The sequence below is a fragment of the Erythrobacter sp. genome (assembly GCF_036351135.1).
GTDB lineage: Bacteria > Pseudomonadota > Alphaproteobacteria > Sphingomonadales > Sphingomonadaceae > Erythrobacter.
In genome coordinates this window covers 131,390-148,989 of record NZ_JAZBON010000017.1, presented here as the reverse complement: position 1 = coordinate 148,989, position 17,600 = coordinate 131,390, and the positions used below count along the sequence as shown (strand labels likewise).

Annotated in this window: 13 protein-coding genes and 1 tRNA gene; 8 read left to right on the top strand and 6 right to left on the bottom strand. The window is 63.9% G+C overall.

The genetic code is table 11. The annotated features are described in order from the left end of the window. Positions 1–99: 99 nt before the first annotated feature. Together V2I30_RS05415 and V2I30_RS05410 are read right to left on the bottom strand one after the other, a co-directional pair. A complete protein-coding gene (locus V2I30_RS05415) occupies positions 100–942 on the bottom strand; it encodes a hypothetical protein (RefSeq protein WP_330661056.1) in 843 nt (280 codons plus the stop codon). Positions 943–1,068: 126 nt separating this feature from the next. Then, on the bottom strand, positions 1,069–1,551 hold the full coding sequence (locus tag V2I30_RS05410) for a flavodoxin family protein (RefSeq protein WP_330661055.1): 483 nt from the start codon (positions 1,549–1,551) through the stop codon (positions 1,069–1,071). An 84-nt stretch (positions 1,552–1,635) separates the two neighbouring features. Between V2I30_RS05410 and recJ the strand changes: the two genes are divergently transcribed. The 8 genes from recJ (at position 1,636) to phoB (ending at position 10,094) form a co-directional block, all read left to right on the top strand. After that, complete coding sequence (gene recJ / locus V2I30_RS05405; protein ID WP_330661054.1) at positions 1,636–3,423, top strand: single-stranded-DNA-specific exonuclease RecJ; 1,788 nt, start codon at positions 1,636–1,638, stop codon at positions 3,421–3,423. A 104-nt stretch (positions 3,424–3,527) separates the two neighbouring features. Continuing rightward, positions 3,528–3,602 (top strand) — tRNA-Glu (locus V2I30_RS05400). 98 nt (positions 3,603–3,700) lie between these two features. Beyond that, positions 3,701–5,005, top strand: coding sequence for a sensor histidine kinase (locus V2I30_RS05395; protein WP_330661053.1), 1,305 nt, complete (start codon positions 3,701–3,703; stop codon positions 5,003–5,005). 140 nt (positions 5,006–5,145) lie between these two features. Further along, positions 5,146–6,531 (top strand): phosphate ABC transporter permease subunit PstC, encoded by a 1,386-nt coding sequence (gene pstC, locus V2I30_RS05390; RefSeq protein ID WP_330661052.1) that lies wholly within the window; start codon positions 5,146–5,148, stop codon positions 6,529–6,531. After that, complete coding sequence (gene pstA, locus V2I30_RS05385) at positions 6,524–7,819, top strand: phosphate ABC transporter permease PstA (protein WP_330661051.1); 1,296 nt, start codon at positions 6,524–6,526, stop codon at positions 7,817–7,819. Before pstC ends, pstA begins: the two co-directional genes overlap by 8 nt. A gap of 41 nt (positions 7,820–7,860) precedes the next feature. Then, positions 7,861–8,607, top strand: a complete 747-nt coding sequence (gene pstB, locus V2I30_RS05380; RefSeq protein WP_330661093.1) for a phosphate ABC transporter ATP-binding protein PstB — start codon at positions 7,861–7,863, stop codon at positions 8,605–8,607. Next, positions 8,607–9,275: a phosphate signaling complex protein PhoU gene (gene phoU, locus V2I30_RS05375; RefSeq protein WP_330661050.1), complete on the top strand. Its 669-nt coding sequence runs from the start codon at positions 8,607–8,609 to the stop codon at positions 9,273–9,275. The genes pstB and phoU overlap by 1 nt, the downstream gene beginning before the upstream one ends. Positions 9,276–9,404: 129 nt before the next feature. Next, complete coding sequence (gene phoB, locus V2I30_RS05370) at positions 9,405–10,094, top strand: phosphate regulon transcriptional regulator PhoB (RefSeq protein WP_330661049.1); 690 nt, start codon at positions 9,405–9,407, stop codon at positions 10,092–10,094. On the opposite strand, the gene V2I30_RS05365 is transcribed toward phoB, so the two are convergent. The 4 genes from V2I30_RS05365 to V2I30_RS05350 form a co-directional block, all read right to left on the bottom strand. Continuing rightward, positions 10,091–10,765, bottom strand: a complete 675-nt coding sequence (locus V2I30_RS05365) for an extensin-like domain-containing protein (protein WP_330661048.1) — start codon at positions 10,763–10,765, stop codon at positions 10,091–10,093. The genes phoB and V2I30_RS05365 overlap by 4 nt on opposite strands. Positions 10,766–10,833: 68 nt before the next feature. Then, positions 10,834–14,640, bottom strand: a complete 3,807-nt coding sequence (locus tag V2I30_RS05360; protein WP_330661047.1) for an error-prone DNA polymerase — start codon at positions 14,638–14,640, stop codon at positions 10,834–10,836. 66 nt (positions 14,641–14,706) lie between these two features. Then, a complete protein-coding gene (locus V2I30_RS05355) occupies positions 14,707–16,161 on the bottom strand; it encodes a UdgX family uracil-DNA binding protein (RefSeq protein ID WP_330661046.1) in 1,455 nt (484 codons plus the stop codon). A gap of 13 nt (positions 16,162–16,174) precedes the next feature. After that, positions 16,175–17,425: a putative DNA modification/repair radical SAM protein gene (locus V2I30_RS05350; protein WP_330661045.1), complete on the bottom strand. Its 1,251-nt coding sequence runs from the start codon at positions 17,423–17,425 to the stop codon at positions 16,175–16,177. Between the last annotated feature and the right edge of the window lie 175 nt (positions 17,426–17,600).

Sequence of the window (17,600 nt, the reverse complement as noted above, 5' to 3'; positions counted from 1 at the left end):
AAAATCGCTTTCCTACTTGCCCGGTGCCTTGGCAAAAGGCTGTGACCGGATACCCGTCGGGCTCGCAAAGCAGCTGAGGATGCGACCCGATAGAAAACGCTACTCGCGCCAGACCCTCACGAATTTGCCGTTGCGCGAGGTCTTCATCAGCAGGGGGTTGCCGTCCGGGGCGACAACCCGTTCGCTGGTCTTGATACCGTTGACGAGCAGCAGTTGGTTGACGAGCCGAACCGCCATGCGCGTCGCGGCGACTTGGTCGCGCGAGAGCGGCGGTTCGATCCGCAATTCCTGTCCGATCCAGAAGCCCAGCCCTTCGCTTTGCAGCGCGCCGTCCATCGTTTCGCGAAAGGCAGTGAGGCCGAGCGCGGGGAACGGGCCGCCTTCGAGCCACGCGGTGGTGGTCGATTCGAAGAAGCGACGCCCGATCGCGCTCGACGCAGGCGGCCAGACGACCACCTCGAGCGTTTCGAAGTGGCGCACGAGATCGCGCGCAAGAGCAACCAGACTGCGCGCAACCGGCAGCGTGTTCTCGCCGCCGGCCAGGTGATGGCCGGGCGCAAGATGCAGGACGTCGTAACGCCCCTCGATCGGCGCGTCGGCAAGGTCGAACCGGTGTTCGATCGTCGGCAAGCGCGGAGCGGGCCCGGGCGCGAGACCGGCCAGATCGAAACTCAGCCCATCGCGCAGCAATTCGAGCCAGACCGGCGCATGGGCCGTGTCACCCCGCGCCTGCCGCTCCTTTTGCGCGAGCGCGCCACTATCGTTCACGGGATCGGGCAGATGCGCTTCGGCCGGATCGAAGCTGATCGCGAGTGCCGGATCGCCCCCGACGAATCCGCGGATAGCCGCGCTGTCCGGCCGCGATCCTTGCGCAAACAGCAGGAACAGCCCGCCTTTTCCCGAGACGCTTACCTGGCTGATTGTCCGTACCCCCTCGAACATCGGCGCAGCCCTCCTTGAGATGCGCAGAGCATTGTGAGCGAGGCAGAGCCGCGCCGTCCCGCCGCTCGCTCCCGCCGATCCCATCCGCGTTCCGCCAAGCGGCAAAACGTCGCCGCGCATGATAGATCAGAACACGCCCAAATCAATGCCTTCGGCCAGGCCTTCCCCTAACTCGGCGCATTCGCGCAAGGTCTCGTCCGGCACGCATTTGGCCGCCCAGATCGCCTCGGGCGTCTGCGCGTCGAAATTGACGATCTTATGATCGATAACGCGCTTCAATCGCCAGCCCTTGGCGATGCGATCGAGCTGGCGCTGAGCGCCCTCACCGTCGGATCCGGCGGCGATGATCGTTCCGTAAGGCCGCCCTTCGATTCGGCCGAGCACGGCGTAGTAGTTGCGATCGAACATCTCCTTCATCTCCCCGCTCAACGCCGCGAGGTTTTCGGGGGCGACGAAGAGATAGCCCGCCGCGCCCAGCAGATCGTCCGCGCCGACATCCTCGGCGCGCATCAGGCGGGCCGAGGCGTGTCCGGCGGCAGCGCGGGCCATGGCCTCGCTCGCCCCGGTGCGACTGTGCCAGACGACGAGCAGGTGGGGGGCTTCTTCCATTCCTCCTGCCTCGCCATCGCGCCTGTCGATTGTCAATGCCGGCGATCTCGCGCGTCGCCCGGCAATCGTATAGGCTGCACGCCTATGGCCACCCGAACCGTCAGCCACGTACTCGGCGTCGCACATTCGCTCGGCGGACGGGCATGGTGCTGGCGCGCGGGCCACAACGACTGGGGTGATAATGCGAGCGGTGCGGGCGGCGACATTATGACACAGCTGCTGAGCGCGCGCGGCGTCGCACCGGAAGATCTGGCCCGCAATGCGCGACCGACGATGCGCGATTTCCTGCCCGACCCGTCCGAATTCCGCGACATGGACCGCGCGGCGCAGCGCCTCGCCAGCGCCGTGCTCGGCGGCGAGAAGGTGACGATCTATGGCGATTACGACGTCGATGGGGCGACCAGTGCGGCGCTGATGATCGAGGTCCTGCGGGCGCTGAGCTGCGAGGCGGACTATTACATACCCGATCGCCTGCTCGAGGGCTACGGGCCGAGCGGCGAGGCACTGGTCAAACTCGCCGAGGCCGGGTCTAGCCTGATCGTCACGGTCGATTGCGGCGCGATGGCGCACGAGGCTCTCACCATGGCGCGTGATGTCGGGGTCGACGTGATCGTGGTCGATCACCACAAATGCGCAAGCGAACTTCCGCCCACCGCCGCGCTCGTAAATCCCAATCGCCTCGACGAAAGCGATCTTGCCGCGAGCCACGGCCATCTCGCCGCGGTCGGTGTCGCCTTCCTTCTCGCCATCGCGCTGGTGCGCACCCTGCGTGCGCGCGGCTATTTCGACGAGCGGCCCGAGCCTGATCTCATGGCGCTGCTCGATCTCGTCGCGCTCGGCACCGTGGCCGACGTGGCGAGCCTGCACGGTCTCAATCGCGCCTTCGTGACACAGGGGCTGAAAGTGCTCGCCCGGCGCGAGCGGATCGGCATGGCGGCGCTGATGGATGCGAGCCGGTTGAAGCGCGCCGCGGTCGCCTCGGATTTGGGCTTTGCGCTTGGGCCCCGCATCAATGCCGGCGGGAGGATCGGTGAGTCCACCCTCGGGGTGCGCCTTCTCACCACCCGCGACGCTGAGGAAGCGCGCGCCATTGCCGAGCAGCTCTCTGCCCTCAACGAAGAGCGCCGTGCGATCGAGGCCGAGGTTCAGGAAGCCGCCGAAGCGCAGCTTGCCGGGCAGCACAATATGGCGGTGCATGTCCTTGCTGCCGGCGGGTGGCATCCCGGCGTGATAGGTATCGTCGCCGGCCGGATCAAGGAGAAGACCGGGCGCCCCGCGATCGTCGTCGCGCTCGACGAGGCGGCGGGCATCGGCAAGGGTTCGGGTCGCTCGATCAGCGGCGTCGACCTGGGCGCCGCAATCATCGTCGCGCGCGAAGAGGGTTTGCTCGTCGCGGGCGGCGGCCATGCCATGGCGGCGGGACTGACCATCGCACAGGGCGACATCGCGCGCTTCGCCGAGTTTCTCGACACGCGGCTCGCGCGCGACGTCGAACGCGCGCGCGCCGGGCAGGAAATGCAGCTCGATCTTTCGCTCGCTCCCGGTGGTCTCACGCCCGAACTGGTCGAAGCGCTTGAAGCCGGCGGGCCTTACGGCGTCGGCTGGCCCGCCCCGCGCGTCGCGGTGGGCCCGGTGCAGATCGTCAAGGCGGACATCGTGGGGAAGAATCATCTGCGGCTCATCGCCAGCGGCGCGGATGGACGCTCGTTCAAGGCGATCGCCTTCCGCGCCGCCGAGACCGAAATGGCCCAGACCCTGCTTCATCGCCGCGCCGGTCGCCGCTTTCACCTGGCGGGGCGCGTCAAAATCGACGATTGGGGTCCGCGCCCCGCCGCCGAACTGCACCTCGAGGATGCGGCCTACGCCGATTAAGCGGCGAGCGCCGAAGCCTTTTCGCTTTTTTGCCGGAACGGCCCGTGCAGGGGCTTGACCCTGCCCCGCCGCCCTCCTAGATGCGCGCTCTCGCAAGCAAGCGTGGCCCCTTCGTCTAGCGGTTAGGACGCGGCCCTTTCACGGCTGAAACACGGGTTCGATTCCCGTAGGGGTCACCACTTGAAGGCGCAGCGGACGGAAACCGCGCCGGCGCCGCCCCACCCCACACAATCAGGCTTTGACCTTGCGGCCGCGCGCGTTAGACCGCTTGGCGGCTATGGGCAATCGGCAGACATTCCCGCTCGCAGGCTTCGCGCTCGCGGCGGCAACCTTCGCGGCCATGCTGCTTCTCGGCATCGATCCGGTGATCGCGGCCGCAGTGGGGGTCGTATGGGTGGGATCGCTGCTGGTCGCGACCGGTAGACCGCCGGAGGAACCGCCCCGCGTCGTCGAACTGCCGATCGGGCGCGATTCGATGCGCAAGTTGATCGAGAACTCGCACACCCCGCTGCTGGTCACCGAACGCAACAAGATCGCGGTCGCCAATCGCGCAGCGCGCCGGATGCTGGGCGAGCATGTGATCGGCCAGGATGCACGCGTCGCCTTTCGCCAGCCCGAAGCGATCGCGCTAATCAACGAGGATCGCAATGGTCAGGCGATAGTGCGCGGCCTCGTGCGGCGGCAGGATATCTGGCAGATCAATCGCCAGTCGGTCGATCCGACACGCGCGGTGATCGAGCTGATCAATCAGACCGCCGAGGCCGATATCAGCCGGGCTCACACCGATTTCGTCGCCAATGCCAGCCACGAATTGCGCACGCCGCTCGCCGCGATCCTCGGCTATGTCGAAACGCTGCGCGAAAGCGGCGATGCGCTCGATGCGCCGACCGCGCAGAGGTTTCTTGGCACGATCGAGCGCGAGGGCAAACGGCTGCAAAGCCTTATCAGCGACCTCATGAGCCTGTCGCGCGTCGAAGCCGAAAAGCACGATCTGCCCGAGACGATCATCGCGCTTGCCCCCCTCGCCGAGCGCGCGGCGCGCGATGCGGCGGGGGGAGAAAGAGTGTCGCGGCTCGACATCGAGCTGGCCGAGAGCCCTAGAGTGCGCGGGGATCAGGGGCAGCTCGAACAGGTGGTTCGCAATCTCGTCGACAATGCGCTCAAATACGGGGCACCGGGAAGCGAGGTGAAGCTGGTGCTCGACATCGCGCAGGACGGCATGGCCCGCATCAGCGTGATCGACGAGGGCGAAGGGATCGCACCCGAACAACTGCCGCATCTCACCCGCCGTTTCTTCCGCACCGATCCTGGACGCAGCCGTGCCTCGGGGGGGACGGGCCTGGGCCTCGCGATCGTCAAACATATCGTCGAGCGGCATCGCGGGCGGCTCAATATCGACAGCGATGTCGGTAAGGGGACGCGCGTGATCGTGCGTCTGCCGCTTGCGCCCAGCATCGCGTCGGACCCGCCCGCAGCGACGGATGAAGACGCTGCGGACGGAGCGACAGAAGGCGAAGGCGACGACGCGCGCACCGCATCGCCCGAAGAGACATCGCGGACCCAATCGCGGGAATTGTCTTAACCGTGTCTTATTTCGTGCGCATGCGCGAGGCGGATCGAACCGCGGTGGCCATCCGCCGGGTGCAAGGCGGCGCGGGGCACGGCCGCCGAACGTCCTTTTCCTGACCCATATCCTTTCGCCGGGACCGATACGTTTCCACCATGTCGCCGATCATCTTCATCCTCATTGCCCTCGCCCTCGGCCTGGCGGGATGGCTGGCGGGCCGAGCCAAGGCTTGGAGCTTCCAAAAGGCCAGCGAGCAGACCCGCCCGGTCGCACGGCCAGTCTATCATGCGTGGTATGTCTCGGTCTGGATCGTCGTGCCGGTGCTTTTTTTCGTCGTACTCTGGTCCTTCATCGCGCCGCAGCTCGTCCTTCAGAGCGTCCTTGCCTCCCCAGGCGCTCAGGTCCTGCCCAGCTTCGGGTTCGAGCGCGATGCCTGGCTCGCCGAAGCGCGCGCGGTGGCTCTGGGTAACGCGCCGGGAGTCTTCAACGAGGAAGCCGAAGTACTGGTTGAGCCCTTTCGCGAGGCGCTGGGCCGCTACAATATCATCGGCATCGTCCTGACCCTGCTGATCGCGTTCGGCGGCGGGGTCTACGCTTTCCTGCGGATCCGGCCCGACTTCCAGGCACGCACCCGGGTCGAACGGACGGTGATGATCGTGCTGCTCGCCGCCTCGCTGGTCGCAATCCTCACGACCTTCGGCATCTTCGCCAGCCTCGTCTTCGAGACGTTCCGCTTCTTCTCGATGGTCTCGCCGATCGATTTCTTGTTCGGGACATTCTGGGGACCCGACCCGATGAGCAATCCGGACAATCCGGATGGTTCGCGCTACGGCGCGATCCCGCTGTTCTGGGGCACGATCTTCATCGGCGCGATCATCGCCATGATCGTTGCCATCCCGCTCGGCCTGATGAGCGCTATCTACCTGACGCAATATGCCGATCCGCGCCTGCGCGCCTGGGTGAAGCCGGCGCTCGAAATCCTCGCCGGCGTGCCGACCGTCGTCTATGGCTATTTCGCCGCGCTGACCGTGGCGCCAGTCATCCGCGATGCGGCCGTCGCCGTTGGGATTACCAATGCCTCGACCGAGAGCGCGCTGGCGGCGGGCGTCGTCATGGGGGTGATGATCATTCCCTTCGTCTCATCGATGGCGGACGATTCGATCGCCGCCGTTCCGGGATCCATGCGCGACGGCTCCTACGCGATGGGCGCGACCAAGTCGGAAACGATCACGCGTGTGCTGTTCCCCGCCGCGCTCCCCGGCATCGTGGCGGGCGTCATGCTTGCCGTCAGCCGCGCCATCGGGGAGACCATGATCGTCGTCATGGCCGCGAGCACCGCCGCCAATCTCAGCGCCAATCCGCTTGAGAGGATGACCACCGTAACGGTACAGATCGTCAAGATGCTGACGGGAGAGGGCAGCTTCGATCACCCGGCGACGCTCAGCGCCTTTGCGCTGGGCTTCGTCCTTTTCCTCGTCACCCTCGCCCTCAATTTTGTCGCCCTGCGCGTCGTCAAACGGTTCCGCGAAGCCTATGAGTGACACTGCCGCCATTTCCGCGACCACCCCGTCCGAAGCGCCCGCGACGCATGCCGGCCCCACGCGCACGCCCGCTTTCGAGAAGCGCCTCGCGCGTCGTTACCGCAAGGAGCGCAACTTCAAGCGCCTCGGCCAGGCTGCAATCGTGTTCTCGCTCGCGGTGCTGATCCTCCTTTTGGGCAACATGCTGACGAATGGCCTCGGCGGTTTTCAGCGCGCCGAGCTATCGGTGCCGATCGACTTCGCCGAAAGCGGCCTGACCGGCGACGAGGTTTCGTTGACCGCCCCCAGCGCGGTGCAGGTGCTCGAGCTGCAGGGGCTTCCCGATATCGTCGAGTTCTACGCAGAGGAGGCGCTCGGGCCGGAAGGTGCGCGGCACATCAGCGACGATGCCTGGCGCGATGTCGCCGCCGCCCTGCGCGAAGATCCCTCTTTGATCGAGCGCACCGAAACCTTCGAGCTTGCCGCGACTTCCGACCTGGCTTCGGGGCTCGACGGCGAAGGCTCGCCGCAGATGCAGGCGCTGGCGCAGGAGCTCGCCGCTCAAGATAAGCTGTCGCAGAACTGGGACTGGGGCTTCCTATCGCGCTCGGACGCGACCAGTCCGCAACAGGTAGGAATCTGGGGGGCGCTCAAGGGTTCGATCCTCACCATGATCGTCACCCTCCTGCTGGCCTTCCCGATAGGCGTTCTCTCGGCGCTTTATCTCGAAGAATATGCGCCCAAGAACCGCTGGACCGACCTCATCGAGGTCTCGATCAACAATCTCGCCGCCGTGCCCTCGATCATTTTCGGCCTGCTCGGTCTCGCCGTCTTCCTCACGATCTTTCCGAACCTTCGCTCGGCCCCACTGATCGGGGGGCTGACGCTGGCGCTCATGACCATGCCGGTGATCGTCATTTCCGGGCGCAACGCGATCAAGGCGGTGCCGCCCTCGATCCGTGATGGCGCGCTGGCGGTTGGCGCCTCCCCGGTCCAAGTCGTGTTCCACCACGTCCTTCCGCTCGCTCTGCCCGGCATGCTGACAGGCACCATCATCGGCATGGCCCGCGCCCTGGGCGAAACGGCGCCGCTGCTGCTGATAGGCATGCGCGCCTTCGTTGCCACCCCGCCCGACGGCTTCACCTCGCCCGCCACCGTCCTGCCGGTGCAAATCTTTCTGTGGTCGGACGAGATCGACCGCGGTTTCGTCGAACGCACCAGCGCGGCGATCGTCATTCTGCTGCTGTTCCTCCTTCTGATGAACAGCCTTGCCATCTATCTTCGCAACAGATTCGAGAAAACTTGGTGACCGTCATTCACGAAAGCATCAGCCACGACCGCACCGCCAAAATGCGCGCGCGCGACGTGTCGGTCTATTACGGCGCGAAAAAGGCGATCGACGAGGTTTCGATTGACGTCTCGCCCGATTATGTGACCGCCTTTATCGGCCCTTCCGGCTGCGGCAAATCGACCTTTCTGCGGTGCTTCAACCGCATGAACGACACGATTCCGATCGCGAAGGTCACCGGCCGGATCGAGCTCGAGGGCGAAGACATTCACGGCAATGCGATGGACGTCGTACAGCTGCGCGCGCGGGTCGGGATGGTGTTTCAGAAGCCCAATCCTTTCCCAAAGTCGATCTACGATAACATCGCCTATGGGCCCAAGATCCACGGGCTTGGCGAGAAGAAGGCCGATCTCGACCAGATCGTTGAAAAATCGCTGACGCGCGCGGGGCTTTGGGAAGAGGTGAAGGATCGGCTCGAGGATTCGGGCACCGCGCTTTCGGGTGGGCAGCAACAGCGCCTGTGCATCGCGCGCGCCATCGCGGTCGATCCAGAGGTCATTCTGATGGACGAACCGGCCAGCGCGCTCGATCCGATCGCGACCGCGAAGATCGAAGAGTTGATCGACGAGCTTTCCGGGCGGTATGCTATCGTCATCGTGACCCATTCTATGCAACAAGCCGCCCGCGTGTCACAGCGCACCGCCTTCTTCCACCTCGGCAAGATGGTCGAATACGGGCCGACTTCGGACATCTTCACCAATCCGATCGAACAGCGCACGCAGGATTACATCACAGGGCGTTACGGCTGATGGCCGACCATACGGTCAAGGCCTTCGACGAGGATATCACGCGCCTTCGCGGGCTAATCGCGGAGATGGGCGGGCTTGCCGAAGTCGCGATCCAGGAAGCGCTCGATGCAATGATTCGAGGCGACGAGGAACTGGGTGACCGGGTGGTGGTGCGCGATAAGAAGATCGACCTCATCGAAACCGAGGTCGACAAGCTCGCGGTCCGGATAATCGCGCTGCGCGCGCCGATGGCCGACGATCTGCGCGAAGTGATCGCGGCGCTGAAGATCGCCGGCGTGGTCGAGCGCATCGGCGACTATTCGAAGAACATCGCGAAGCGCGTCGGCATGATCGAGGGGCGCGACCGGTTCGAGCCGCTGACTTTGCTCCCAGCCATGGGCGAGGTGGCGGGCGAGATGGTTCATGACGTGCTGACCGCCTATGCCGCTCGCGACCCGGCACTGGCGCGCGAAGTGATTGCCACCGACGCCAAGGTCGATGCCTTTTACAACAGCATTTTCCGCAACCTAGTCAGCCACATGGTCGAGAATCCTGCGACCATTTCGAGCGCCGCGCAGCTCCTGTTCGTCGCGCGTAATCTCGAACGGATCGGCGATCATGCAACCAATGTCGCCGAGATGGTTCATTTCGCCGCGACAGGGACTTATCCTCCCGAAGAGGAGCGGTAAAAACATTCGACCTGGTTTGGGGCGCGGGAAAAACTCTGCCTTCGCATTTCATCAAAATGTAGTGGAAATGAAACATCACGGCTTGCGGGCGGCCACCGTGCCACCCGAATATGAGGGGAGACGTTCGCCATGTCCGCCGCCAAACTGTTGCTCGTCGAAGACGATCCGGCGCTGTCCGAACTGCTCGAATACCGCTTTCAGAACGAGGGCTATGACGTGCGCTGCACCGGCGACGGGGACGAGGCGCTGGTGCTGGCGAGCGAGGACGTGCCCGATCTCATCATTCTTGACTGGATGATCGAGGGCACCAGCGGGATCGAGGTTTGCCGCCGCCTGCGCCGCGACAAGGAAACTGCGCATGTGCCGATCATCATGCTGACCGCGCGCGAGACGGAGGACGACCGCGTTCGCGGTCTTGAAACCGGCGCCGACGACTACCTCATCAAGCCGTTCTCCCCGCGCGAATTGCTTGCCCGCGTCGCCGCGGTGATGCGCCGCATCCGCCCGGCGCTGGCCGGCGAGACGATCGAGGTTGGCGATATCAAGCTCGATCCGGTCGCTCACAAGGTCCAGCGTCGCGGGCGAAGCCTGCAACTGGGTCCGACTGAATACCGCTTGCTGAAGTTCTTCATGGAAAGCCCGGGCCGGGTCTTCAGCCGCGGACAGCTGCTCGACGGGGTGTGGGGCACTGGCAGCGATATCGAGCTGCGCACCGTCGACGTGCATATCCGCAGGTTGCGCAAGGCGATCGGGCTGGAGGGCGCGAAGGATCCGATCCGCACCGTGCGCTCGGCGGGTTACGCGCTGGAGGCGGCCTAGCGGCAAACACCCGACCAACGGCCATCCTGGTCGAAATGGAAGTGATCGGCATGCGCTGCGTTGTAGTCGGGGGAGAGGACGGTCGCGAACACCCCGCAGGCGCCATCACGCACACGGCGCAGGAAAGCCTGCTCCTCCGCATCCCCGTCCCAGTCGCCTAGTAGGGTGATCCTGCGCCCATCTTCGAGCACGAAGGCAGAAATATCGATCGCGTTGCCGGTCGCGTGCTCGCTCCACGCGCCTTCGCTGCGCCCGTAAAGGCGGCGGCAGAAATAGACGCCCAGATGTTCGATGCGCGCAATACCGCTTCCGAAAAGTTCCTGCGCCGCCGGTTCCACGGTCGTGGTGCGCCACAATTCCATCGCCGTCGCGACGGCACAGGTTGCCGGCGGCGAGTTCGGCGCGAAGGGGAATTGCGTGAGCTGCGTCCGGTCAGGTCGCGCACACACGCCTTCGCCTATGGGTTCGAGCGCCGCAAAGCCCACGTCGCTGCGCTCCAGAACCGCGCGGCATTCGCTCACATCGTCCTTTAGGGCCGCCAGCTTGGTCGCGGTCGCCATTCCCACAGGATGGCGCAGATCGAGCGGGGCAGAAGGGTTGTGTTCGGGATGCGCGAGTAGCCAGCTATAGCCGGCCCAGAGAACGCAGCCGAGAATTGCGAGCAGGATCAACCGCTTCTCGGTCCTGAATTTGCCTACCTTGCGATTTATGCTGAAGAGATTGGAGCGCGGCGCCATCCTCAGTGAAAGTCGCGGGAATTGGGAAGTATCCTGACATTTCGCGGATGAACCTGCGTGTTGGGCAGCTTGCGCCGTCCACGCTTGGGCGCGCCGCTCGCATCGGGAAGCTCGTCGATAAGGTCGCGCGGACGGATTGCTCCGGCATCCCCTATCGCGCGGTCATCGACCAGATCGTCGCGCGGGTTAGGGCGCGCGGTCGCGCTCAGATGTCCCGGCAGCGGCGAATTGACGTGGTCCGCGCGCGCGACAGGTGCGTTCAGCATGTCGTCGGAGAGCGCGTAGAGGCTGTCGCTCGCATCGGTCATGTGGTGCGCGATGACGTGGATCACCTCGTCGTCATATTCGACGCGTCCGCGCACCTCCATCAGCCGTGCCCCCATGACCACGCGGCGCTGCTTCTCCTTGAGATCGGGCCAGACGACAAGGTTGATGACGCCCGTCTCGTCCTCGAGCGTGATGAAGCACACGCCCTTAGCGCTGCCCGGACGCTGCCGGATCAGGACGACGCCCGCGACCTGCACCATCGAGCGAAACTTGCGGCTGCGCAAATCGCTGGCCCTGACGAAACCGCGCTCGGCGAGGTCGGCGCGCAGGAACGCCATCGGATGCGCTTTCAGACTGAGGCGCGTGATCTGGTAATCGGCCACCACCTCCTCGGATAGCGGCATTCGCGGAAGCTGCACCGCGCTGCGTTCAGCGCCCTCATCGCGCGCGGCTGCGGCACGAAACAGCGGCAGGTCCGGCGCCGCAACCAGGCTACGCGCATCCCAGAGAGCCTGGCGGCGGGTGAGCCCCATCGAGCCAAAGGCATCGGCGGAAGCGAGGAGTTCGACATGAGATGGCCGGACCTTCGCCCTGTCGCGCAACGAGCGCACATCGGTGTAGAGGCCGTGTGCTTCTCGCTCATCGACTAGCTGCGCAGCCACATGCTCTGGCAGGCCATCGATCTGGCGCAGGCCGAGGCGCAGGGCGACGTGCTTGTCCGTCCTCCCTTCAACCTCGTCATCCCCGCGAAAGCGGGGACCCAGGACGGAGTTATCGTCGCCGACGACTGGGTTCCCGCTTGCGCCGGAATGACTTAAATCCTCTTCCAAAGTGCAATCCCACTGCGAACAGTTCACATCCGCCGGCAGCACCTTCACTCCATGCTCCACAGCATCGCGCACGATCTGCGCGGGCGCGTAGAATCCCATCGGCTGCGAATTGAGCAGCGCGCAGCCGAAAGCGGCGGGAAAATGGCATTTCAGCCAGCTCGAGACATAGACCAGATGCGCAAAACTCGCCGCGTGGCTTTCCGGGAATCCATATTCACCAAAGCCACGGATCTGGTTGAAACAGCGATGCGCGAAATCTGGATCGTAGCCGCGCTCCACCATCCGACCGACCATCATGTCCTGCAATTCGTCTACCATGCCACGGCTGCGGAAGGTCGCCATGGCTTTGCGCAACCTGTTTGCTTCCTTCGAGCTGAACTTGGCCGCATCGAGCGCGATCTTCATCGCCTGCTCCTGAAAGATCGGCACGCCGAGCGTGCGTTCGAGGATGTTGGACAGTTCGTCCGGCGGCCCCCGATCGGGTGCGGGTTTGGGAATGACGACCGGTTCGGCCCCGCGCCGACGCTTCAGATAGGGATGCACCATATCGCCCTGGATTGGGCCGGGGCGCACAATCGCCACCTGAATCACCAGGTCGTAGAATTCGCGCGGGCGCAGGCGCGGCAGCATGTTCATTTGCGCGCGGCTTTCGACCTGGAAGACGCCGAGCGAATCCCCCTTACGCAGCATCGCATAGGTCTCCGGATCCTCGCGCGGGACGCTTGCCAGAGTTAGCGAGCGATCGTGATGATCGCGTAGCAGATCGAGGCACTTCTTGATGCAGGTCAGCATGCCCAGCGCCAGCACATCGACCTTGAGGATGCCGAGCGCCTCGATATCGTCCTTATCCCACTCGATGAAACTGCGTTCGGGCATGGCGCCGTTGCCGATCGGCACCGTTTCGCTCAGCGCGCCTTGCGTCAGGATAAAGCCGCCCACGTGCTGCGAGAGGTGGCGCGGCATGCCGATCATCTGTTCGGTCAGTTTCAGAACCCGTTTCAAATGCGGATCGGTCACGTCCATGCCGGTTTCCGCGGCGTGTTTCTCGCTGATCTCGCGGCCCCATCCGCCCCATACGGTCTTGGCAAGGCTGGCGGTGACGTCTTCGGACAGGCCCATCGCTTTGCCCACTTCGCGGATCGCCATTCGCGGGCGGTAATGGATGACGGTCGCGGTCAACCCGGCGCGGTGGCGGCCATATTTACGGTAGAGATACTGGATCACCTCCTCGCGCCGCTCATGCTCGAAATCGACGTCGATATCGGGCGGTTCCTTGCGGTCCTCGGAGATGAAGCGGTCGAACAACAGCGCATGTTTGGCCGGATCGACGGACGTAATGCCAAGGCAATAACACACTGCTGAATTGGCCGCGCTGCCCCTGCCCTGGCACAGGATCGGGGGGTCGACCTCGTTCCGGGCGAAATCGACGATATCCTTGATCGTGAGGAAATAGCGCGCCAGCTTCATCTTGCCGATCAGCGCCAGTTCCTTTTTCAGGGTCTCGCGCACGTAATCAGGGACGCCCGCCGGATAGCGCCAGTCCGCGCCCTTCCAGGTCTCGCTTTCGAGATAATCCTGCGCATCCATCCCGTCGGGATAGATCTCTTCGGGATATTCGTAGGCGAGTTCCTCGAGGCTGAAATCGCAATTGTCGGAGACTGCCCGCGCGGCCTCGATCGCGTGCGGCCAGCGAGCGAACAGGTGCACCATTTCCTGCGGCGATTTGAGATGCCTTTCAGCATTGGCATGCAGCATGTGCCCCGCTTCGGCGACGGTGGTCTTGTGCGCGATCGCGGTCATTACGTCCTGGAGCGGGCGGCGTTCGGGCGCGTGGTAGTGGACGTCGTTGGTCGCGAGCAGGGTGAGGCCGTGTTCTTGCGCGAGCGCATCGAGCCGGTCGATCCGGGCGATATCGTCGCCGCGATAGAGGTAGCTTGCGGCGAGGTGATTAAGCGTGGGGAACTGGCGGGTGAGGTGAGGGAGGATTTCTGGGAAGCCAGCGGTTCGCTCGATTGTTTTGCGCAGAGAGCGCGGAGGAATAGAGAGACGCGGAGAAGTTGCGCTTGCGGCGGAGCCGCCTTCCTCATGCAACAGTTCGTCAGGCGGTCGGCTTGAGGGCGATAAAGGTGCCTCCGACACGCACTCGATCTCTGTGTCTCTGCTTCCTCTGCGCTCTCTGCGCGAAACCGGAAACGGCACGACGTTACTAGGAACTCGGATCGTGAACTCTGCCGCCAAATCTTCCGGTGGCAAAAGGATTAGCTGCACGTCTTTTGAATGCGCCGCCAGCATGGCGAGGTCGATCTCGCACACACCCTTCTCCTGCCATTCGCCCGAAAGCGTCTGCATGCGCCCCGCGCTGATGAGACGCGAGAGGCGGCCATAGGCGGCGCGGTCTTTCGGATAGGCGAGGAAGGCGAGACCCTCGACCGTCTCGATCCGGCAGCCGATCACGGGTTTGAGCTTGAGCGTCGTCGCCTCGGTGTGGATCCGAACCACGCCTGCAAAGGAGTTCGCATCGGCTATCCCAATCGCATCGTAGCCGAGTGAGCGCGCCGTCAGGGCAAGATCGACCGCATCCGAAGCGCCGCGCAGGAAACTGAAACAACTGACGAGACCCAGCTCGACAAAAGGCGCGCGCGGCGGTGCGTCGATCAGGTCGGGATCGACTTCGAGTGTGCGTTTATCGGGCGTGAGCGGTGCGTCGGGCATGACGTGCAGGCATCAGTCCGCCGTCATCCCTGCGCAGGCAGGGGTGACGAGAAAATAGTGCCATTGTCACGACACATCTTCCATCTCTTCCAACCGCTCCCGCACCGCCGCCAGGTCGGCCGCGAACATCGCCGCCTGTTTGTCGCGCGCATCGCCATCGAGCCGCAGAAGATAGGAGGGGTGCGCCGTCACCCACAGTTCCGCCCCGCCCTCAAGCGCAATCGGTTCGCCGCGCACCTTGGAGATGCTGACCGTCTTGCCGATCAGGCTGCGCGCCGCGCTTGCGCCCAGCGCCAGGATAACGCGCGGCTTGACGATGTCGCGCTCGGCCTCGAGCCACCAGCGGCAGGTGTCGATCTCTTTTGCGCCGGGCGATTGGTGGATGCGGCGCTTGCCGCGCTGGACATATTTGAAATGCTTGACCGCGTTGGTGACATAGGTTTCCGAGCGGTCGATCCCGGTGCGTTCGAGATATTCGTCGAGCAGCTGGCCAGCCGGTCCGATGAACGGGCGACCGCCCTGGTCCTCCTGATCGCCGGGCTGTTCGCCGACGATCATCAGAGGCGCACGGCGCGGCCCCTCGCCCATGACGGCGCGGTTTTCGAGCTCGCCAATCGGGCATTTGCGGCACCTTTCGATCGCAGTGCCGATCGCGTCCAGCGTTTCCGGCTTGTCTTCGAATTCCAGCGCGCCCGCATCGACCATATTCGCTTCCCTTGCCTGCGCCCCGGCGATGAGATCGGGGATGAGCTCGGCCTCGGGCATATTTTTCCAGTATTTCTTGGGCATCTCGGAGAGCATCGCCCCAACCTTCAAACGCGCAGGATTGAAAATGGATGCGTAATAGGACTTCCATAGATCCTCGACCGGATCGCCCTGTGGCGCGTCGCTGCGTTTTGCGGGACCGCTTTCACGCATCGTCTCGCCATCCCAATGAATACAACCGCATGGGGTAAGGATCGACCAGTTCATGTTGGCAAAGCGGCGCATGAAGAAGCCGGCATTGGCGCGCACGATGTGATGATCAGGCTCGAACCAGGCGACGAAATGCTCCGACCCTTGCGCGTCCTCGACTTCGCGAAAACGGACGAAGGCATGCATCTTGTGGCTGTCGCGGCGCACCTCCTTGGCAAGTTCCTCGATCCGGCGCACGTCAAGATCGGCGCCGTCTTCCATCAATTTGGGGCTCGATTGCAGCCGCCACAACGTGCGGTAAAGCAGGGCAAAGCGCTGCGGATCGCTGTGCAGGGCGGCGTTTGCCGCCACTGTCAGGAAACGCTTGCTGGCGCGCGGATGCGGCGCGCTTTCATCGGGCAACGGCAGACGCTTGTCGCCCCCGGCCGGCGCTTCCTGCGCGAACAGGTCCCCCGTGCCACCCGGCTCGACCCAGCTTACCCGGTCGGGCGGAACGTCGCATCGCACCAATTGACGCGCCCGCTCGCGCCAGAACGCGAAATCGTCCGGTGCGGGCAGGCGGACGGTGTAATGCTGTCCGAAAGAAACATTCTGAACCGCGGTCATCGAAGTTTCACCATCAGAACAGTTCCAGCTGCTCCTGACGCGGTGCGAGCAGCGCGCGCAGATCGGCACGGTCGGTCAGGTGAGTTGGGCGCCAGTCGAAGGTAGTTAGAAACGGACGCACCTTGGCGATCGACTGGGTCAACAGGGCTATATCATCCAGACGCAGGGTCCGATGCCGCCGCGCCTTGAGGATGCGCGCAACCGCCGTCGTGCCCAGCCCCGGCACCCGCAACAATTGCTCCTTGCTTGCGCGGTTGACATCAACCGGAAAATACTCGCGAAACTTCAAAGCCCAGGCGAGCTTGGGATCGATATCGAGCGGCAAATTGCCGTCTTTTTCGGTCGCCTGCGCAACTTCGCCGGGCGCGAAACCATAGAACCGCATCAGCCAATCGGACTGATAAAGCCGATGTTCGCGCATCAGCGGCGGGCGCTTCAGGGGGAGCACTGCAGACGCATCGGGGATAGGCGAAAAGGCGCTATAATAGACGCGGCGCAGGCCGAAATTGTCATAGAGCGAGCTGGCCCGCGAAACGATGTCGCTGTCGCTCGCTTTGTCCGCGCCGACAATCATCTGCGTGGATTGACCGGCCGGCGCGAAGCGCGGCGCATGGCGGAAGCGCTTTCTTTCGTCTTCCGCTTCGATGATGCGCGACTTCGTCTTTGCGAGCGCGCCTTCGATCTGCGTCTCGTTCTTGTCGGGCGCGAGCCGGGTCAATCCTTCGCGCGTGGGCAATTCGACATTGATCGAGACCCGGTCGGCATAAAGTCCAGCCTGGTGAATCAGTTCGGGATCGGCTTCGGGAATGGTCTTCAAATGAATGTAGCCGCGAAAATCGTGCTCTTCGCGCAGGATCCGCGCCGCCTCGACCATCTGCTCCATCGTGTGGTTCGAGCTTTTGACAATGCCCGAGGACAGGAACAGCCCCTCGATATAATTGCGCTTGTAGAAACTTAACGTGAGGTCGGCGACTTCCTGCGGCGTGAAACGCGCGCGGCGCACATTCGAGCTCTTGCGGTTGACGCAATAATGGCAGTCGAAAATGCAGTGATTGGTCAGCAGCACCTTCAATAGCGAAATGCACCGGCCATCGGGCGCATAGGCGTGACAGATGCCCATCCCTTCGGTCGAGCCGACGCCTTTTCCGCCGAGCGAATTCTTCTTGGCGGTTCCCGACGACGCGCACGACGCATCGTATTTCGCCGCATCGGCTAGAATTTCGAGTTTATCTCGAAGAGTTTGGGAGCGAAGCGTTTGAGCCATGGCAAATTCGTCGTTCTATATATGTTCGCATTTGCAGGATTCCAATCGTAAAAAACGCATGCGTGGGGAACCTAGTTACGCATGAAACATTATTTCCTTGCGGACCGGGCCCCTCTGGCGAGCATTCCGCTCGCGATGTCGGACGCAGCCTGCGGCTAGGTGCCGCTTGTCAAAT